The 16435-nt window shown below is 38.4% G+C and carries 16 protein-coding genes and 1 tRNA gene; 9 read left to right on the plus strand and 8 right to left on the minus strand.

From position 1 onward, the window contains the following. Positions 1 to 66: 66 nt before the first annotated feature. Positions 67 to 522: a nuclear transport factor 2 family protein gene (locus VGE44_RS10520; RefSeq protein ID WP_331078737.1), complete on the minus strand. Its 456-nt coding sequence runs from the start codon at positions 520 to 522 to the stop codon at positions 67 to 69. 452 nt (positions 523 to 974) lie between these two features. Here VGE44_RS10520 and VGE44_RS10525 point away from each other — a divergent pair, with 452 nt between their 5' ends. Beyond that, on the plus strand, positions 975 to 1457 hold the full coding sequence (locus tag VGE44_RS10525) for a DUF6265 family protein (protein WP_331078739.1): 483 nt from the start codon (positions 975 to 977) through the stop codon (positions 1455 to 1457). Here the strand turns inward: VGE44_RS10525 and VGE44_RS10530 are convergent. Next, complete coding sequence (locus VGE44_RS10530; protein WP_331078741.1) at positions 1454 to 2332, minus strand: AraC family transcriptional regulator; 879 nt, start codon at positions 2330 to 2332, stop codon at positions 1454 to 1456. The two genes, VGE44_RS10525 and VGE44_RS10530, sit on opposite strands and share 4 nt — an antisense overlap. Before the next feature lie 11 nt (positions 2333 to 2343). Next, complete coding sequence (locus VGE44_RS10535; RefSeq protein WP_331078743.1) at positions 2344 to 2781, minus strand: hypothetical protein; 438 nt, start codon at positions 2779 to 2781, stop codon at positions 2344 to 2346. A gap of 177 nt (positions 2782 to 2958) precedes the next feature. Here VGE44_RS10535 and VGE44_RS10540 point away from each other — a divergent pair, with 177 nt between their 5' ends. Further along, the gene (locus VGE44_RS10540) at positions 2959 to 3339 is read left to right on the plus strand and encodes an SRPBCC family protein (protein ID WP_331078745.1); all 381 of its coding nucleotides are present in this window, start codon (positions 2959 to 2961) and stop codon (positions 3337 to 3339) included. Between the two features lie 12 nt (positions 3340 to 3351). On the opposite strand, the gene VGE44_RS10545 is transcribed toward VGE44_RS10540, so the two are convergent. After that, a complete protein-coding gene (locus VGE44_RS10545) occupies positions 3352 to 4650 on the minus strand; it encodes a hypothetical protein (RefSeq protein WP_331078747.1) in 1299 nt (432 codons plus the stop codon). A gap of 29 nt (positions 4651 to 4679) precedes the next feature. Here VGE44_RS10545 and VGE44_RS10550 point away from each other — a divergent pair, with 29 nt between their 5' ends. The 7 genes from VGE44_RS10550 (at position 4680) to VGE44_RS10580 (ending at position 11621) form a co-directional block, all read left to right on the plus strand. Continuing rightward, positions 4680 to 5456, plus strand: a complete 777-nt coding sequence (locus tag VGE44_RS10550) for a helical backbone metal receptor (protein WP_331078749.1) — start codon at positions 4680 to 4682, stop codon at positions 5454 to 5456. Positions 5457 to 5615: 159 nt separating this feature from the next. Further along, positions 5616 to 5697: transfer RNA gene (locus VGE44_RS10555), tRNA-Leu, on the plus strand. A 67-nt stretch (positions 5698 to 5764) separates the two neighbouring features. Continuing rightward, positions 5765 to 7111 carry a trigger factor gene (tig, locus tag VGE44_RS10560; RefSeq protein ID WP_331078751.1) on the plus strand — a complete coding sequence of 449 codons (1347 nt, stop codon included), beginning with the start codon at positions 5765 to 5767 and terminating at the stop codon, positions 7109 to 7111. Positions 7112 to 7205: 94 nt separating this feature from the next. After that, entirely contained in the window at positions 7206 to 7907 is a 702-nt protein-coding gene (gene clpP, locus VGE44_RS10565; protein WP_331078753.1) for an ATP-dependent Clp endopeptidase proteolytic subunit ClpP, read from the plus strand. Then, complete coding sequence (gene clpX, locus VGE44_RS10570) at positions 7907 to 9145, plus strand: ATP-dependent Clp protease ATP-binding subunit ClpX (protein WP_324485690.1); 1239 nt, start codon at positions 7907 to 7909, stop codon at positions 9143 to 9145. The genes clpP and clpX overlap by 1 nt, the downstream gene beginning before the upstream one ends. Positions 9146 to 9194: 49 nt before the next feature. Further along, a complete protein-coding gene (locus VGE44_RS10575; protein ID WP_414649321.1) occupies positions 9195 to 10052 on the plus strand; it encodes an AMP nucleosidase in 858 nt (285 codons plus the stop codon). A gap of 207 nt (positions 10053 to 10259) precedes the next feature. Then, complete coding sequence (locus tag VGE44_RS10580) at positions 10260 to 11621, plus strand: pyridoxal-phosphate dependent enzyme (RefSeq protein WP_331078758.1); 1362 nt, start codon at positions 10260 to 10262, stop codon at positions 11619 to 11621. A 5-nt stretch (positions 11622 to 11626) separates the two neighbouring features. Here VGE44_RS10580 and VGE44_RS10585 read toward each other — a convergent pair whose 3' ends face one another. From VGE44_RS10585 to VGE44_RS10600, 4 genes are all read right to left on the minus strand, one after another. Continuing rightward, positions 11627 to 13075: a cellulose synthase family protein gene (locus tag VGE44_RS10585; protein WP_331078760.1), complete on the minus strand. Its 1449-nt coding sequence runs from the start codon at positions 13073 to 13075 to the stop codon at positions 11627 to 11629. An 18-nt stretch (positions 13076 to 13093) separates the two neighbouring features. Beyond that, the gene (locus VGE44_RS10590) at positions 13094 to 13795 is read right to left on the minus strand and encodes a glycosyltransferase family 2 protein (protein ID WP_331078762.1); all 702 of its coding nucleotides are present in this window, start codon (positions 13793 to 13795) and stop codon (positions 13094 to 13096) included. Continuing rightward, the gene (locus VGE44_RS10595; RefSeq protein ID WP_331078764.1) at positions 13792 to 15114 is read right to left on the minus strand and encodes a 4Fe-4S binding protein; all 1323 of its coding nucleotides are present in this window, start codon (positions 15112 to 15114) and stop codon (positions 13792 to 13794) included. The genes VGE44_RS10590 and VGE44_RS10595 overlap by 4 nt, the downstream gene beginning before the upstream one ends. A 16-nt stretch (positions 15115 to 15130) precedes the next feature. Further along, positions 15131 to 16435, minus strand: a 1305-nt coding sequence (locus VGE44_RS10600) for an NAD(P)/FAD-dependent oxidoreductase (protein WP_331078765.1), incomplete at its 5' end; no start/stop codon positions are given.

Raw genomic sequence — 16435 nt, forward strand, 5'->3', positions numbered from 1 at the left:
TTGAACTATTTCATGCCGAAGATACTGCTATAATCTGACTGCATTTATTTTCTGTAAATGTTCAGGTTAGTTCTTTGAAAGGGCGTTTTTGCTTGCCGTTTCTGTGAAGAACTTATTTATTCTCGTGATCTTCCAGTTGCCATTCTTGTCAAGCTCTAGGGTCAGAAAGTTCTCAATAGTGAAATCATCATAAATGAAATTCACTTTTGCCATTGCCAAAGCAGAACCGCTTGCTATCAGATCAATTGTAGTTGAGCAATTTTGCTTAATTCCCTCATTCTGCTTCATAATCTTCATGATTGAAATCTGACTTTGTGAGAGCACTTCATCGCCTTTTGAAAATTTCATAACTGCATCTGCGCTGAGGATCCGGCCCAGTTTGGCAGCATCTGTGTTTACATGGCTTTCTGCAAATTCATTGATTACATTTTTAACATTAGGGGCAGGACGATTTTTTGCGAATGCTGTGGTTGTTAGAACTGCACATAGTACAGTGCAAAACATAATTGATTTAAGGTTCATTTTTGTGTTTTTTTAAAATAATTTTCTGATCTAAATTTCCATATAAAACCAGCCCGGCACATAGGCAAAAAACACCATTAATTCCATTTTGAGTAAATACTTTCAGGTTCTGATATTTTCTGGTTGGCGCTCCGGAGTATTAGTTAAAGTATTTATAACTAATTGATAATTAGTTATATGCAAATAAATTTTATTGTTATAATTTTCTGTTTTTATACAAAAAATTTGAGATTTCGGGAATCATTCAGATTATGGTCTGTTAAATTTTGTTAAAGGGGAAAATCAGGACAGTATAGACCATAAAAATCAGTCATTTAATTATAGATCTTTTCGAAAAATGAAGTATTTTTTTTGCTGAAATCTTTTGATATATACCGAATTTATTTCTTCAGAATACTGATCTTTATTCAGGGGTATTTATAAAAGAGGGAATCATATTCATCAAGGTATTTATGAAACAAAAACTGTTGCTGTTTAGTTTGTTACTTGTACTATGCTTTGCTTCAATTGCCCAGCAAAGAACTTCGGTTAGTGATTTTAATTTTTTGAAAGGAAACTGGACCATGAATACGGCAAAAGGTCGTATTGTTGAATCCTGGAAAATGAGCAAAGATTCAGGGATGGATGGAATCAGTTTTTCGATAAGTAACACAGGTGACAGTACTTTACTTGAAACGATAAAGCTATATGAATCTGCTGGTAATATTTATTATGAACCAAGCGGAAACGGACCAGGCAATGATTCTACAGTTAGGTTCAGATTAATTTTGGCGAAGGATGGGATATTTGTTTTTGAAAATAAGAATCATGACTTTCCTCAGCGAATTTCCTATCAATCCCAATCAGCAAGCAATGTTCTGGCCTGGATTGAAGGTACTGTAAACGGCAAATTCAGAAAGATTGAATTCCCTTACAGTCGGGAAAAGCTAAATTAGTTTGGTTGAAGATTAAGCCGATATTTCCCTGGGGTGATACTGTTCATCGTTTTGAAAAGTCTTATAAATGAACTTGGACATTCAAATCCAACTATCTCCACGATTTCGTTCAGCGTGTATTTTGTGTTAGTGAGCAGATATTTTGATCTGTCTATCCTCACCTTTATCAGGTATTGATGCGGAGATATGCCATAAGCCTGTTTGAATGTACGTAATAAATGATTTACCGATAAACAGGCAGTCTGGGCTATATCTTCCAGATCTATGTTTTTATTGTAGTTGCTGGAGATGTACTCTTTAGCAAAAGTAAGGCGTTTGAGTATCTCAATCTTAGTGCTTTTATTCAGAAAGCTAAGATTCTCTGATTTATTGGAAACTTCTTTATGGTAGATTTTAAAGTAGTTGATCAGACTATGGTGGAGGTATTCATTGACAAGCAAATCATCAGCCGACTCTTGTTCAAGTTGGTTTTTAAGGTTCAGGATGTTGTATTTCATGTCACCTGAAAAGGGATAGATGGTTTCTAAAAAGAAGCCCTCAGAATGCTCAGTTGAATTGAAAGGGTCATCCAGCAGGGCGTTAATATTTTTATGCTGGGTTCTGTAAAAATCACTCAGAAATTCAGGAGCAAAGGAGATTGAAAGCATATTCACCGGTATATTGGAATCCACCTTGCTGGAATATTGTGTGCCCTGATTCAGAGCAAGAAAGCTGTCCGGATATAGATTTAAATGTCTTTTCCCGATGTCATAAGTTGAATTACCACTAAATACCATTTGCATCGAAAAGTTGCTTATGTGCTCCGGATAATAAGCTTGCTTTACAGTTTCGCTTGATATCTGATTATTATTCTTAAGTACACGTAAGTATTTCATTTTATTTAAAACTATATATCGGTATATATTCTTTCTTCAAGTAAAGTATATCGGTTTTCATTATGTCCCAGAAAATCTACCCTCAGACCGGCATCAGTATATTCAGGCCTGCTGATGAATTCAACCCCTGCAAGAGTGTATTTGTGGTAATCCCTGAGGCAATCATCAGTATGAAAAATGATATAATTGAATTCGGGCTTATTTTCTATTTCCTGCATAATCAGGGTTAATGAATTACCATTAATATCTCTCAATTGAATAGGCTCATTTTTTGGATCCTCGCTTAAAAAGAACTTTTCAGTTGGAAGGAATTGCAGCTTTTTAATTACAAAATCTAGGGCATCAGCTATATGAGGGACATGAACCGGCAAATAACTCAGTTTTAAAGTTATAGGTCTGCGTTCGGATCTAAGTGACTGATTACTAATATTTTGATCTTTGCTTACCATAGATTGCTTATTTCCTATTGCCTAACTAGACTATATGACGCCAGCTATTACAAAATGTTGCTAGAAAAAAATAAAAAAGTGATTTTCGCATATTTATGCAGCTTGCAGTACCTTGAATAAATTCATTAACCCGGCTTAAATTATCAGGGCATTTGTATTAGATTTGCAATTCACATTATGAAAGATTTTAAGAAATATTACCTGATACAGGCAAGTCCGGAGGAGGTTTACCTTGCACTGACCAACCCGCTGACGATCTCTTTATGGACCGGAGCTGAAGCGATCATGAGCACCGAGCCAGGCTCCGAGTTTTCGCTGTGGGATGATAGTATTTGCGGAAAAAATATTGAGTTTGTAGAAAACAAAAGGATTGTTCAGCAATGGTATTTTGGAGATCAGCCAGAGGAATCAATTGTGACATTTATTCTCCATCCCGACAAAAACGGCACTTCTGTTGAACTCAGACATATAAATATCCCTGACTCAGATATCGATGATATGATTGATGGATGGAATCTGAATTATTTTGGTTCACTGCAGGATTTCTACGACGAATAATTCTGAAGTATTTCAGGTTAAGGTTTGTGATGATTCCGGCTTATTAAGCTCCCAAATAAGGAAACCAATAACAATAAGATATTCCATCCCGGTAAACCGATAATTTTCACTGTATGGGATCACACTATAAGTATAATAGCTTAAAGGTATCATTGCTGACCATATCAAAGCAAAACGAAGTCTGGTAAAAACAGAAAGTGCTACCAGGGGGGCAAGATACCAGGGATGGACTACAGCAGAGAATGCCAGATAAATAATCAGCAGCCAAAACATCCCATTCAAAAGTTCAAACTTTCTGAAGTATACCCAGATCATCCCGGATAGAGCCAGAGCGATCATGATCTTACTCAATACAGCTATGGGATTATAAGCCAGGAACCATTGACCAATGGCTCTGAACAAACTATAAAAGCCTCCATTAAATTCGAATTTACCGTAATAAAGCCTCAGGCTTTCGGCAAAATGAGCAAATCTCTCTGTTGAATTAAGTAATACAAGACTCAGGGCTGTTGTGATAATCATGCAAACGATTGCATATTTAATGGTCTTTTTCAGGCCAATTTGTCTGAGGAGTAATGGAATAAAAATCAGTGGCAATAATTTCGCCTGAATAGCAAGTGATAATGCTCCGGCTGAACTGATATACTGCTGATTATTAATAAGCCAGACGGCAAGCAGCATAAAGAATATCATAAAGGCTTCAAAATGTATATTCCCGCTGAGTTCTACAATTACTAATGGGTTCAGAATATAGATCACTTGTAGTGATTTAGCATTGATTCTTGCTGAAAGAAGTTTTTTCAACAGAAGGATAGTTCCCAGTTCAGAAAGAAAGATTGCAGATTTTAAAATAATAACAGTACGGTGCAGGCTATCGCTGCCAATTCCGGAGGCAATTTTAAAAATCGACTGGCAAATTTGTGGATAAACGCTGTAATAATCAGGGGAGTTGAGATAAGGGAAGATTTTGTGCAGCAATGGATCAGAATGCTGTTTAATAAATTGTGCCGGAGTAAAGTCGAAAGGGTTAATCCCCAATTGCTGAATCCTTCCGTCCCATACAAAACGATAAAAATCATCAGAAAGCGCGGGTATTGAAAATATCAGGCAAAACCGGAAGAGTATACCACTCAGCAGCAGAAGTCTGAAATTATCTGGGCTGCTGTTTTTTTGAAGAATATAGGCAATCAGAAATAAGGAGCAGTAAACGCTGATTAGCTGCAGGAAATTTGATCTTTCAATATAATATCCGATCAAAATATAGCCTGTAAGCGATATTAGCAGCAGAAAATTTTGAATCCATTTAGGCATCTATAAAAATTAGCTTACTTTGTAAAAGTATGCAAAAGCGCACATTTACCGATCAGATGGGAAGGCTTATTTCTATCCCGCATCCCCCTCAACGGATTATTTCTCTGGTGCCATCACAAACAGAATTGCTTTTTGATTTGGGACTGGACACAGAAATCATTGGTATTACAAAATTTTGTATTCATCCAAGGGAAAAATTTAAGGGATCAACTAAAATTGGGGGCACAAAAATGCTGGATCTTCGTAAGATTCGCGAATTAGAACCTGATCTCATTATTGGAAACAAAGAAGAGAACAACAGGGCCCAGATAGAGGAACTGATGAAGGAATTTCCTGTTTGGATGAGCGACATACAGGTTCTGCCTGAAGCAATTGATATGATCAGGCAGATTGGTGAATTGACAGGCAGATCAGAAAAGGCCGCTGTAATTGCAGATGATGTTAATGAGCAGTTTTTGAAATTGAAGAGAATGCATAAGCCGTACAGGACTGCCTATTTTATATGGAAGGATCCTTACATGCTGGCAGGAAAACAAACTTTTATTGATGATATTTTAAGCAGAGGAGGGTTTGAGAATGTGATTAGTGAAGATCGTTACCCGGAAATTACTGTTGATCAGCTAAAAACTCTCAATCCTGAATGTGTCTTTCTGTCTTCTGAGCCGTATCCTTTTAAAGATGAGCATGTTAAGGAGATTAAAAGTATTTGTCCGGATGCCCGGGTTTCAATTGTTGACGGCGAAATGTTCTCCTGGTATGGTAGCAGGCTTCTTCTCAGCCCTGCTTATTTGAGATCATTAGGATAAAAATAAAATGATAAGCTTAAATAATAAGCATAAATCATTTTGTAGTTAGATAGAAAAACGTTATTTTTGCCGACCGAAATATATCGGAATTGTGATGAATATCGTTAACCAATAACATATTCAAGCATCCGGGAAATTTTGGAAAATAATCCTAACAATGCGGATGTGGCGTAATTGGTAGCCGCACCAGACTTAGGATCTGGCGCTTCACGGCGTGGGGGTTCGAGTCCCTTCATCCGCACTGATTAATTCCCCGGCTACAAGCCGGGGAATTTTTGTATAAACAAAAACGACATAAAACATATAAAATGAACATTACACAGGACAAAATAGACAATCTGAATTCTGTACTTACTGTTAAGATTAATCCTGAAGATTACAAAGAACGTGTAGAAAAAGCGATCAAAGCGCAGGCGAAAAAAGCAAAACTACCTGGATTTCGTCCTGGTATGGTGCCAGCAGCCCATATTAAAAAGATGTACGGGAAGAATATTCTGGTGGATGAGATCAATACTATCCTGAACGATACCCTGAGTAATTATATCAGCGAGAATAAGATTGAAGTACTTGGGCAGCCATTACCTAAGATCGATGATAGCAAAGAGTTTAACTGGGATTTCACAGATGAATTTGAGTTTATTTATGAACTGGGAATAGCTCCGGAATTTGATCTTGATTTTTCATCAAAAGATAAATTAACCTATTATCAGGTTAAGGTTGATAAAGATACACTTGCCTCAAGGATCAAAAACCTCAGAAAAAGTTATGGCAAAATGTCAAATCCTGACGTATCGGCAGATGATGATGTAATCTATGCTGATTTAGCACAAATTGCTGCAGATGGTTCTGTTTTTGAAGGAGGAATTTCGAATACGGCATCTGTTCGTTTAGATCAGGTTGAAGATTCGAAGATAAAGAAATCATTGATTGGTCTTAAAAAGGATGATGAAGTGGTTCTGGATATTCAGAAAGCATTTGATGGCAATGCAACAATAATTGCAAAGCTTTTGAATATTTCTGAAGAAGATGCTCAGGACCTTAAGTCTAAATTTAAATTAACAGTTAAAAATATAAATCGACTGGAAGAAGGCGATCTGAACCAGGAGTTTTTTGACAAGATATTCGGTGAAAATGTTGTAAAGACAGAAGCTGAATTTGAGCAGAAGATCAGGGAAGAACTTGAGAGTATGATGGTTCAGAATGCTGATCAGAAGCTTCAGGCAGATTTGTTCCAGTTTGGTCTGGATAAGGTGAAGCTTAGTCTGCCCGATGAGTTCCTGAAACGTTGGTTAAAGGCAACGAACGAAAAGTTGAGCGAAGAGGAATTGGAAAAAGGTTATGATGATTTTGCACGTAATCTGCGCTGGACTTTAATTGAGAACAAGATTATCAAGGATAATAAATTAGAAATCAAATACGAGGAAGTTTTTGCAGCTGCTAAAAATCGCCTTGACGGACAGTTCCGTATGTACAGTCCGCAGCCGCTTTCTGAAGAACAATTGGGACAATACACGGCTCAGTTCTTGCAGAATAAGGAGAATGCAAATCGTATTTTTGAAGAAGTAAAAGCACAGCATGTGTTTGATTATCTGAAGGGTGTTATTACCTTAGATAAAAAAGATATAGAGTATAATAAATTTCTGGAGTTGAAATAATTTGATTGTTTTTGGTTTATGGCCATTTATTTCGATCTCTTCTTTTTTATAACTCTTTCGAAATAAATGTTAAATATTAATTATAAATTCAAAAATGAACATAGATAAAGACGAATTCAGGAAATACGCCGTTAAACATCATCGTATCGGCAGCCAGCATGTAGATAGTTTTATTGGAAGGGTTCAAAACGCTTCAATACCTACTGCCATGACACCCTATATCATAGAGGAACGTCAGTTGAACGTGGCACAAATGGATGTGTTTTCACGTTTGATGATGGATAGGATCATCTTTTTAGGTGATGCTGTTCATGAGGGGATAGCCAATATTATCCAGGCTCAGCTGTTGTTTTTGCAATCGACAGATTCCAAACGGGATATCCAGATTTACATCAATTCACCAGGCGGCTCTGTTTATGCAGGTTTAGGTATTTATGATACCATGCAGTACATTAGTCCTGATGTTGCGACAATATGTACAGGTATGGCAGCTTCAATGGCAGCCGTATTGCTTTGTGCAGGAACAAAAGGTAAAAGGGCTGCATTGCCACACTCAAGGGTGATGATTCATCAGCCATCAGGTGGTGCTCAGGGAGTTGCTTCAGATATGGAGATCAATCTGCGTGAGATGCTTAAACTTAAAAAAGAACTTTATGATATCATCGCCAAGCATTCGGGTCAAACATACGAATGGGTGGAGAGGGCTTCTGACCGTGATTATTGGATGATCGCTAATGAAGCTAAAGAGTTTGGTATGATTGATGAAGTTTTGGTAGGAACCGGAGATAAGAAATAATGAGTAAGGGAAGTAAGGATATTAAATGTTCATTCTGCGGCTCAGGCAAGCAGGATACACTGATGCTGATCGCGGGTCTTGATGCACATATTTGTGATAAATGCGTAACCCAGGCGAATCAGATACTGGCAGAAGAACTGAATGTCCGGAAAGCCAAATCAACTCAGACCTTCGAAACCCTGCTAAAGCCTGTTGAGATAAAAACTCACCTTGATCAGTATGTTATCGGACAGGATCAGGCAAAAAAGATACTTTCTGTAGCTGTTTATAATCACTATAAACGTTTGAATCAAAAGGTAGGCAAGGATGAGGTTGAGATTGAGAAGTCCAATATCATCATGGTTGGCGAAACGGGTACAGGAAAAACCCTTCTTGCCAAAACAATTGCCAAAGTTTTAAATGTACCTTTTTGTATATGTGATGCTACAGTATTAACTGAAGCAGGATATGTTGGTGAAGATGTCGAAAGTATATTGACCCGTCTGCTTCAGGCAGCTGATTATGATGTAACTGCAGCTGAGCGTGGTATAGTTTATATTGATGAGGTTGATAAGATAGCCCGCAAGAGTGACAATCCTTCAATTACCCGGGATGTATCCGGAGAGGGAGTGCAACAAGCCTTGTTGAAGATTTTAGAGGGTACCATTGTCAATGTTCCCCCACAGGGGGGAAGGAAGCATCCCGATCAAAAGATGATTCCGGTTAACACCAATAATATCCTGTTCATTTGCGGCGGTGCATTCGATGGAATCGAGAAAAAGATAGCCAACAGGCTTCGTACGCAAACTGTTGGTTATAAGGTTGATAAAGATGAATTTACTATTGATCTTAAAAACCTTTATAAATATATTACCCCTCAGGATCTGAAGTCATTTGGGCTTATTCCTGAACTTATTGGCAGATTACCTGTGATTACTCACCTGAATCCTTTAGATAGGGAAACTCTGCTGAGTATATTGGAGGAACCGAGAAATTCATTGATCAAACAGTATAAAAAGCTATTTGAATATGAAAATGTAAAGCTTGAGTTCGATAAGGAGGTAATGGAATTTATTGTGGATAAGGCGATGGAGTTTAAACTTGGAGCCAGGGGCTTACGTTCTATTTGTGAAGCGATTATGATCGATGCGATGTATGAGACACCCTCCGGAAAAAGTGGAAAGGAGCTGTTCATCACACTCGAATATGCTAAAGATAAATTTGAGAAATCAGATCTTAAAAAATTAAAAGTTGCATAAAAAAGCCCCGGATCACATCCGGGGCTTTTTGCTCTATTTAATATTTATTATCATGGAAAAGAAAGACCAAAAAAATGAAACAGCCTCTTCCGTTAAAAAGGATATTGAACTGGAAACGCCTGTAAAATCTGGTTTGAAGATTAAGGATGATATTGTTGCCAATTGGTTGCCACGCTATACCGGAAGACCACTTGCTGAGTTCAGTAATTTTATTTTGCTGACAAATTTTTCCAGGTACCTTAAGCTTTTTTCAGAATGGAATGATAATGCACCGATTATGGGCCTTGATAAGCCAATGCAGAGTGTTTCGGCAAATGGTATCACATTGATCAATTTTGGAATGGGCAGTCCAATGGCTGCAACCATGATGGATCTTCTTACCGCTATCAAGCCCAAAGCAGTCTTGTTTTTAGGTAAATGCGGAGGCTTGAAGAAAAAGAATAAAATAGGTGATCTTATTCTTCCAATAGCAGCAATCAGAGGAGAGGGAACATCTAATGATTATTTACCGGCTGAAGTTCCTGCCCTGCCTGCCTTTGCTTTGCAGAAGGCCATTTCCACAACAATACGTGATTACTCCTTAGATTACTGGACAGGTACAGTCTATACTACAAACCGCAGAGTATGGGAGCATGACAAGACTTTTAAAAAATATCTGAAAAGTCTGCGTGCTATGGCCGTGGACATGGAAACTGCAACAATTTTCACTACCGGATTTGCCAATAAAATACCAACAGGGGCCTTGTTATTGGTATCTGATCAGCCAATGATCCCTGAAGGGGTAAAAACAGCAGAGAGTGATTCGCATGTAACCGAGAAATATGTTGAGAATCATCTCAGGATTGGCGTTGATTCATTAAAACAACTGATCAATAATGGCTTAACAGTTAAGCATTTGAAATTCTAAAAGATTTTCGGGTCTGTTTATTGATTCCTTTCTTCCGGTATAATTTTTCTTCTGTTTTTTTCCGAATTTCCAATGGTTAAGACTACTTAACCAGTAGTATTACGATATATTATTTTGCATTATAGGTATAGTTAATATATTGTTTTGATTTTATTCCATTTTGGCATTTATTCTGTTGTTTCTGGCTTAAATGCTTATTTTTGCATTATGTGGTATAACAATATTCTCGAAACCATAGGGAACACCCCTCTGGTTAAATTGAACACAATAACAAAAGATGTTAAGGCTACGGTTTTGGCAAAAATTGAAACTACCAATCCGGGAAACTCCATAAAGGATCGGATGGCGGTTAAAATGATTGAAGATGCTGAGCGTGAAGGAAAACTCAAGCCGGGTGGAACCATTATAGAAGGAACCTCAGGAAATACAGGAATGGGGCTGGCAATGGCAGCGATCATAAAGGGTTATAAATGTATTTTCACGACCACGGATAAGCAATCGAAGGAAAAGGTTGATGCATTGCGTGCTTTTGGTGCCGAAGTTATTGTTTGCCCAACTAATGTTGAGCCTGAAGATCCCCGTTCATATTATTCAGTTTCTTCACGTCTGGAGCGTGAGGTACCAAATTCATGGAAGCCTAACCAATACGATAATCTCTCTAATTCGAAGGCTCATTATGAGCAAACAGGTCCTGAGATCTGGAAGCAAACAGAGGGAAAAATTACTCATCTGGTTGTAGGGGTTGGAACCGGTGGTACAATATCCGGTACCGGGAAATACCTCAAAGAGCAGAACCCGGCCATAAAGGTTTGGGGAATTGATACCTATGGTTCGGTCTTTAAGAAGTATAAGGAAACCGGTATTCTCGACAAAAATGAGATCTATCCATACATCACAGAAGGCATCGGGGAAGATTTTCTTCCTAAGAACGTTGACTTCGATATCATTGACCGTTTCGAAAAGGTAACAGATAAGGATGCGGCATTAATGACCCGGGAAATCGCCCGTAAGGAAGGCATATTTGCCGGAAACTCTGCAGGATCGGCTCTTGCCGGTCTGATGCAGCTTAAGGATGAGTTAAAAGAGGGGGATGTTGTTGTAGTTATTTTTCATGATCATGGTTCCAGATACATGGGCAAAATGTACAATGAAGACTGGCTCAGGGAGAGGGGATTTCTTACGGATGAAAAACTTACAGCCAAGTCTATTCTAATGAAGCGGGGCAGACAGGAAATTGTAACGATTGATTGTGAACAGTCCGTACTTCAGGCGATCAATACAATTAAGTCCCTGAATATTTCACAGATCCCGGTCACTCAGAAAGGTATGATCGTTGGCAAGATTACGGAGAGCGATATACTGAGTTCTGTTATGGAGAACCCGACACTTCGGTCAGGTTCTGTAAAGGATATTATGACCTCTTCCTTTCCATTTGTTGATCTTAATACTTCTATTGATAAAATCACATCGATTATAAATAAGGATAATATGGCAGTTCTGGTTGAAGGTGAACTGGGTGAAATTGAGATCATTACGCAATATGATATCATCAATGCGATATCTGCCTGATCGGATTAATTCTCAGATGTTTCGGACCAGGCACTCCAAAGAATAAAGCCAAATCCTGAAAGCATTAATACATGATAGATCAGAAATCCGAAATCTTTAAAGTATATCCCTGAGGAGGCAGCAAATAAGAAGTAAAGAAAAAGCAGAAATTCAGGGATGTATTTTTTATATCCGGGTGTCTTTAAATAGGGATTTATTCCGCCCGACTCACTAACCTTAGGGGTTCTGATAAAGGCTGTCTTTTTTCCTTTTATTCCCTGTAATATTGCCCTTGTATTATGGTATGACATTCCCAAAGAAAGAATCAGGGCAACCGGGAATGCAGTTATGACTTCTATTAGCGCTCCGATAAATTTCTTTTTATCAACCAAGATTGCGGTAAAACAATACAGGAAGTTGATCAGCATTACTGTCATTATAATGGTATTCCATTTAAAGAGCTGATTAAATTCTGTGGATGTGTTTTTAACGAACATTAATGGAACGCTTATTAATGCACTGATTAAGACAAAGGCATAGATATAGTTATTCAGGAGGTGAAAGCTTCCGAATATTTTCACAGCTAAGCTGATCTTTGCTTTCCAAAGCTTGCCTATAAGTTTTTTTGAAGTTTCAACACCACCTTTGGTCCAGCGAAATTGTTGTGTACGCACAGCGCTTATCCGGTCTGGTAATTCTGCGGGAATTATTATGTTTGGACAATAATTAAACTTCCAGCCTTTAATCTGAGCCCTGTAACTAAGATCAAGATCTTCAGTAAGAGTATCCGAGTTCCAGCCACCAGCGTCGATGATGCACTCTTTTTTCCAGATTCCCGCAGTTCCGTTAAAATTTATAAAATATCCGCCTTTGTTTCTTCCTTCCTGATCAATTATAAAATGGTTGTTCAGGCCGGTTGCCTGTGCTCTGGTCAGTAATGATTGCATGGCATTCATATGGCCCCATCTTGTTTGGACCATTCCTGTTTGTTTATCAGTGAAATAGGGTAATGTATCGATCAAAAAATCCGGATGCGGAACAAAGTCGGCATCAAATATCGCTAAATACTCACCAGAAGCACTGATTAGTCCGTTTTGTAATGCACCTGCTTTATAACCCTCCCTGTTTGACCGATGGATATGTTTTATGTTGAAACCAAGAGTTTTTAATTGTGCAACCCTGTTTGCAGCAATTGTTTTGGTATCATCAGTAGAATCATCCAGCACCTGGATCTCTAAGCGGCTTTTGGGGTAATTTAATCGTTCAACTGAATCCAGTAAGCGCTCAATTACAAAACGTTCATTATAGATAGGTAATTGAATAGTCAGTGAGGGTAATTCAAACGTTTTATTAAGCTGATATTCTTTTTTTCTGTTGAATAGGAATGTAATTAACAAGGCTAGCTGCCCGATGCTGAAAAGGATTATGAAAAAAAAGAAGAAGTAGTAAAGTATTACAATACCAAGTTCAAGCATAAATCCCGCAGTAAAGAGTTAAATATTTTTAAAAATGGTGAGTAATATTTTATATCCGGCCAAAATTGTTCCTTTTATTGTACCTGAGACCTTGCTTACACCAATTCTTTTTCGGTAACTGACCGGAATTTCGGTAAACTTCAGATTAAGTTTCGCCGCTTTGACCTGCATTTCGACAGTCCAGCCAAAGGTTTTATCTTTCATGTTTATTAATTGCAGCGTATTCCAGGTGATTGCCCTGAACGGCCCCAGGTCGGTAAAATGAGCATTGTAAATTAGTTTGATCAGTGTGGTAGCCAGCCAATTTCCGGCAATTTGCTGGAAAAGCATGGAGCCTTTCTGCCTTTCTCCCAGTACTCTTGTACCAATTACCATATCAAAACCGGAAGAAATAATAGGAGAGACCAGCAATTTTAGCTCAGCGGGAAAGTCTGAATAGTCACCATCCAAAAAGACAATGATATCATCCTCTTTGGCTTTCTTACTGATATAGTCCATGCCTTTAAGACAGCTATATCCGTAGCCTTTCCTGTTTTCCCTTAAAACAGTGGCACCTTTTTCTTTTGCGAAATCTCCCGTTTTATCTGTCGAACCATTGTCAACAACAATAATTTCTGTGACCATGTCAGGGATATCCGCGATGACCTTTCCTATCGATTTGCTTTCGTTAAACGCAGGGATGATTACATAAATTAATGGCTTTTGCGGGTTCTGATTCATTTCTTGTCTTCATGGCGGATATATGGAATAAACCGACCCTCTTCTTCCAGATTTTCAAGTTTTAGAACTCCGCGCGGACAAACAGATGAACAAACACCGCAACCTACACAGGATGCCCGGATTATATTCTCGCCTTTTTGCGCATAGGCCCTGACATCGATTCCCATTTCGCAGTATGTAGAACAATTCCCGCAGGAAATACATTGTCCACCATTTGTTGTAATTCTGAATTTTGATTTGAATCTCTGGAATAATCCCAGAATTGCTGCCATTGGACATCCGAAGCGGCACCAAACACGGGATCCCATTATTGGATAAAATCCTGTTCCAATAACTCCTGAGAATACGGAGCCTATCATAAAACCATACCATTGTGAGAATAAGCCTGATGAATCACCTAAAATAGTTCCGCTTTTCCATGAATTTAGCCAGAGCAGAACTGTAGTGAGTGTAATGAATACCAGGACTGAGTGAACCATCCAGCGCTCAATTTTCCATGCTTTCAATGATTTATCTGAATTTTGCCTGTATGGGTCGCCTAAGGTTTCGGCCAGGGCACCGCAACCGCAAACCCATGAGCAGTACCAGCGTTTGCCGAAATTATAGGTTAGAACAGGGGTAGCGATGAACGTCATGACTAAACCCCAGAATACCATAAATACTCCCAGATTCCCTGACTGGACCAGATAATCTATATCATTTGGGAATAAATAGGAATATTTTAATGGCCAGAAATAAGAAAAGTAAAATTCCGGCTGATTTAATTTTAGCAGGAATGCAGGTAATAAGAATGCAAAGCCCAGTTGAAAGAACATTACAGAAATGGTTCTTATGATGTGATAACGACTGAATTTATATTTTGCAATAAAGCGAATTCCCATGATGAGAACTGCCAGAGTATAAAAGGCACCATATAAAAACCATTGATCAGATGCTCTACCTCTCAGCATCATGCTCAATGGATCCATTGTCCGAATCAGACCTTCAAGATAATAAGGAAACCAGTAAAGTATGATATAAAACCCGGTCATTAATATTGCAATGCCCCAGGCAATAGCACCCCGGCTGCTCAGGGAATTTTGCATTATCCCGTTATTTTTGATTCCTGCCTGTGCCTTAAAATAGGGAATTGAATAAAATAGGCCACCCAAAATGAATAAGCCTGTTATCAGAAAAAAGAATAGCAGGGGATGGGATGTTCCGGCTCCGAAAGCAGCAATAATTGAGCTCAGTATTGCGCATGCGGTAAGTGCAGCACCTGCTTTTTGTAAAGGACTGGCTGCAGCTGGACTTGCGATTGAAAGTGAAACGTCTTTCATTTATTTTAAATGTTTGTTATTCTCCATCTCCACCGTCTAAACTTTGTAAATAGGAATGGGAGATATCATTGTAAAAGGCTTTCGAAAATTCAGGGTCAAACCATCCTTTTTTCAGATTTTGAATCACAAAACCAATTGTTTTGTGCTCCCTTATCCATTCCTCCGCAATAATTTGTCTGAATCTGATGCCAATGAAATTAAAACCTGATATACTTTCATCTTTTCTGCTGTAATTTGCCCTGAAGGCATGTTTGCCATTTGGGTGTTCCCAGTAAAAACTTTTCTGCTGATCATTGATCTCAGGCAAAACCTGTCCGTATGTTTGATATTCCAAATCGAAAAATTTAGCTGAATTAAACCAAATTCCCCGATTGTAAGCAGATTTATCTCCGCAAATAGTTTTGGCCAATGTTTCCGCCTGCATTTTTCCGGTGTACCATAATTGTTCAATGGCAGGTTCTCCAGGCTTTGGTTTACGAAACTGTGCACAATCACCTGCAGCATAAATATCCGGGATGCTGGTCTCAAAGTATTCATTGACGAGAATCCCGCGCTCAGTTTCCAGTTCATGTTTCTCAAGGAAACTGATGTTTGGCTTTACACCTGCTGTAAGACCAACAAACTGACATTCAAACTGCTGCCCTGTATTTGTGAGCACTCCTTTAACACGATTCTGATCATCGGAAATGATCTCCCTGAGCTCGGTATTAAATTGAAGATTTATTCCATGTCCGCTTATATGTTTACCAATAAGTTGTGCTTCTTCCCTCGGTAAGACATTATTCCAATATAAATTTTCACGTATGAGCATACTAACCTCAATCTTCCTGCTGTGAAGCATTTCAGCCATTTCAATGCCAATCAATCCTCCGCCAACAAGTACTGCTGAGGAAATATTTTTTGTATTATTCTCCATCTGTTCAAGATCCTGCATACTATAAAGACCCTGAACTCCATGGAGGTTTTCTCCCGGCCATCCAAATTTATTGGGTATTGAACCACTTGCAATGATCAGTTTGTCGTAGGCTATTGATTCGTCATTATCAAAATGGAGTATTTTATCTTTTGAATTCAGGTTTTTAACATATGCCCTGATTAGATTTATTCTGTTTTTACTCCAAAACCAGTCTTCATAGGGCTTGGTATGTTCAAATTTCATGTGCCCCATATAGATATACATCAGGGCAGTACGTGAAAAAAAATGTTCGCTTTCTGCAGAGATTACAGTAATGGAAGCCCTTGAATCAAGCTTCCTGATATTCCGTGCACAGGTAATTCCTGTAATACCATTCCCGATGATGACAATATTCATGAATGATTT

The sequence above is a fragment of the Daejeonella sp. genome, assembly GCF_036405355.1.
Taxonomy (GTDB): Bacteria; Bacteroidota; Bacteroidia; order Sphingobacteriales; family Sphingobacteriaceae; genus Daejeonella.

Excerpts from the sequence above, each read along its gene's own strand:
- VGE44_RS10520 (WP_331078737.1), bottom strand. The coding sequence starts at position 522 with ATGAACCTTAAATCAATTATGTTTTGCACTGTACTATGTGCAGTTCTA.
- VGE44_RS10525 (WP_331078739.1), top strand. The coding sequence starts at position 975 with ATGAAACAAAAACTGTTGCTGTTTAGTTTGTTACTTGTACTATGCTTT.
- VGE44_RS10530 (WP_331078741.1), bottom strand. The coding sequence starts at position 2,332 with ATGAAATACTTACGTGTACTTAAGAATAATAATCAGATATCAAGCGAA.
- VGE44_RS10535 (WP_331078743.1), bottom strand. The coding sequence starts at position 2,781 with ATGGTAAGCAAAGATCAAAATATTAGTAATCAGTCACTTAGATCCGAA.
- VGE44_RS10540 (WP_331078745.1), top strand. The coding sequence starts at position 2,959 with ATGAAAGATTTTAAGAAATATTACCTGATACAGGCAAGTCCGGAGGAG.
- VGE44_RS10545 (WP_331078747.1), bottom strand. The coding sequence starts at position 4,650 with ATGCCTAAATGGATTCAAAATTTTCTGCTGCTAATATCGCTTACAGGC.
- VGE44_RS10550 (WP_331078749.1), top strand. The coding sequence starts at position 4,680 with ATGCAAAAGCGCACATTTACCGATCAGATGGGAAGGCTTATTTCTATC.
- tig (WP_331078751.1), top strand. The coding sequence starts at position 5,765 with ATGAACATTACACAGGACAAAATAGACAATCTGAATTCTGTACTTACT.
- clpP (WP_331078753.1), top strand. The coding sequence starts at position 7,206 with ATGAACATAGATAAAGACGAATTCAGGAAATACGCCGTTAAACATCAT.
- clpX (WP_324485690.1), top strand. The coding sequence starts at position 7,907 with ATGAGTAAGGGAAGTAAGGATATTAAATGTTCATTCTGCGGCTCAGGC.
- VGE44_RS10580 (WP_331078758.1), top strand. The coding sequence starts at position 10,260 with ATGTGGTATAACAATATTCTCGAAACCATAGGGAACACCCCTCTGGTT.
- VGE44_RS10585 (WP_331078760.1), bottom strand. The coding sequence starts at position 13,075 with ATGCTTGAACTTGGTATTGTAATACTTTACTACTTCTTCTTTTTTTTC.
- VGE44_RS10590 (WP_331078762.1), bottom strand. The coding sequence starts at position 13,795 with ATGAATCAGAACCCGCAAAAGCCATTAATTTATGTAATCATCCCTGCG.
- VGE44_RS10595 (WP_331078764.1), bottom strand. The coding sequence starts at position 15,114 with ATGAAAGACGTTTCACTTTCAATCGCAAGTCCAGCTGCAGCCAGTCCT.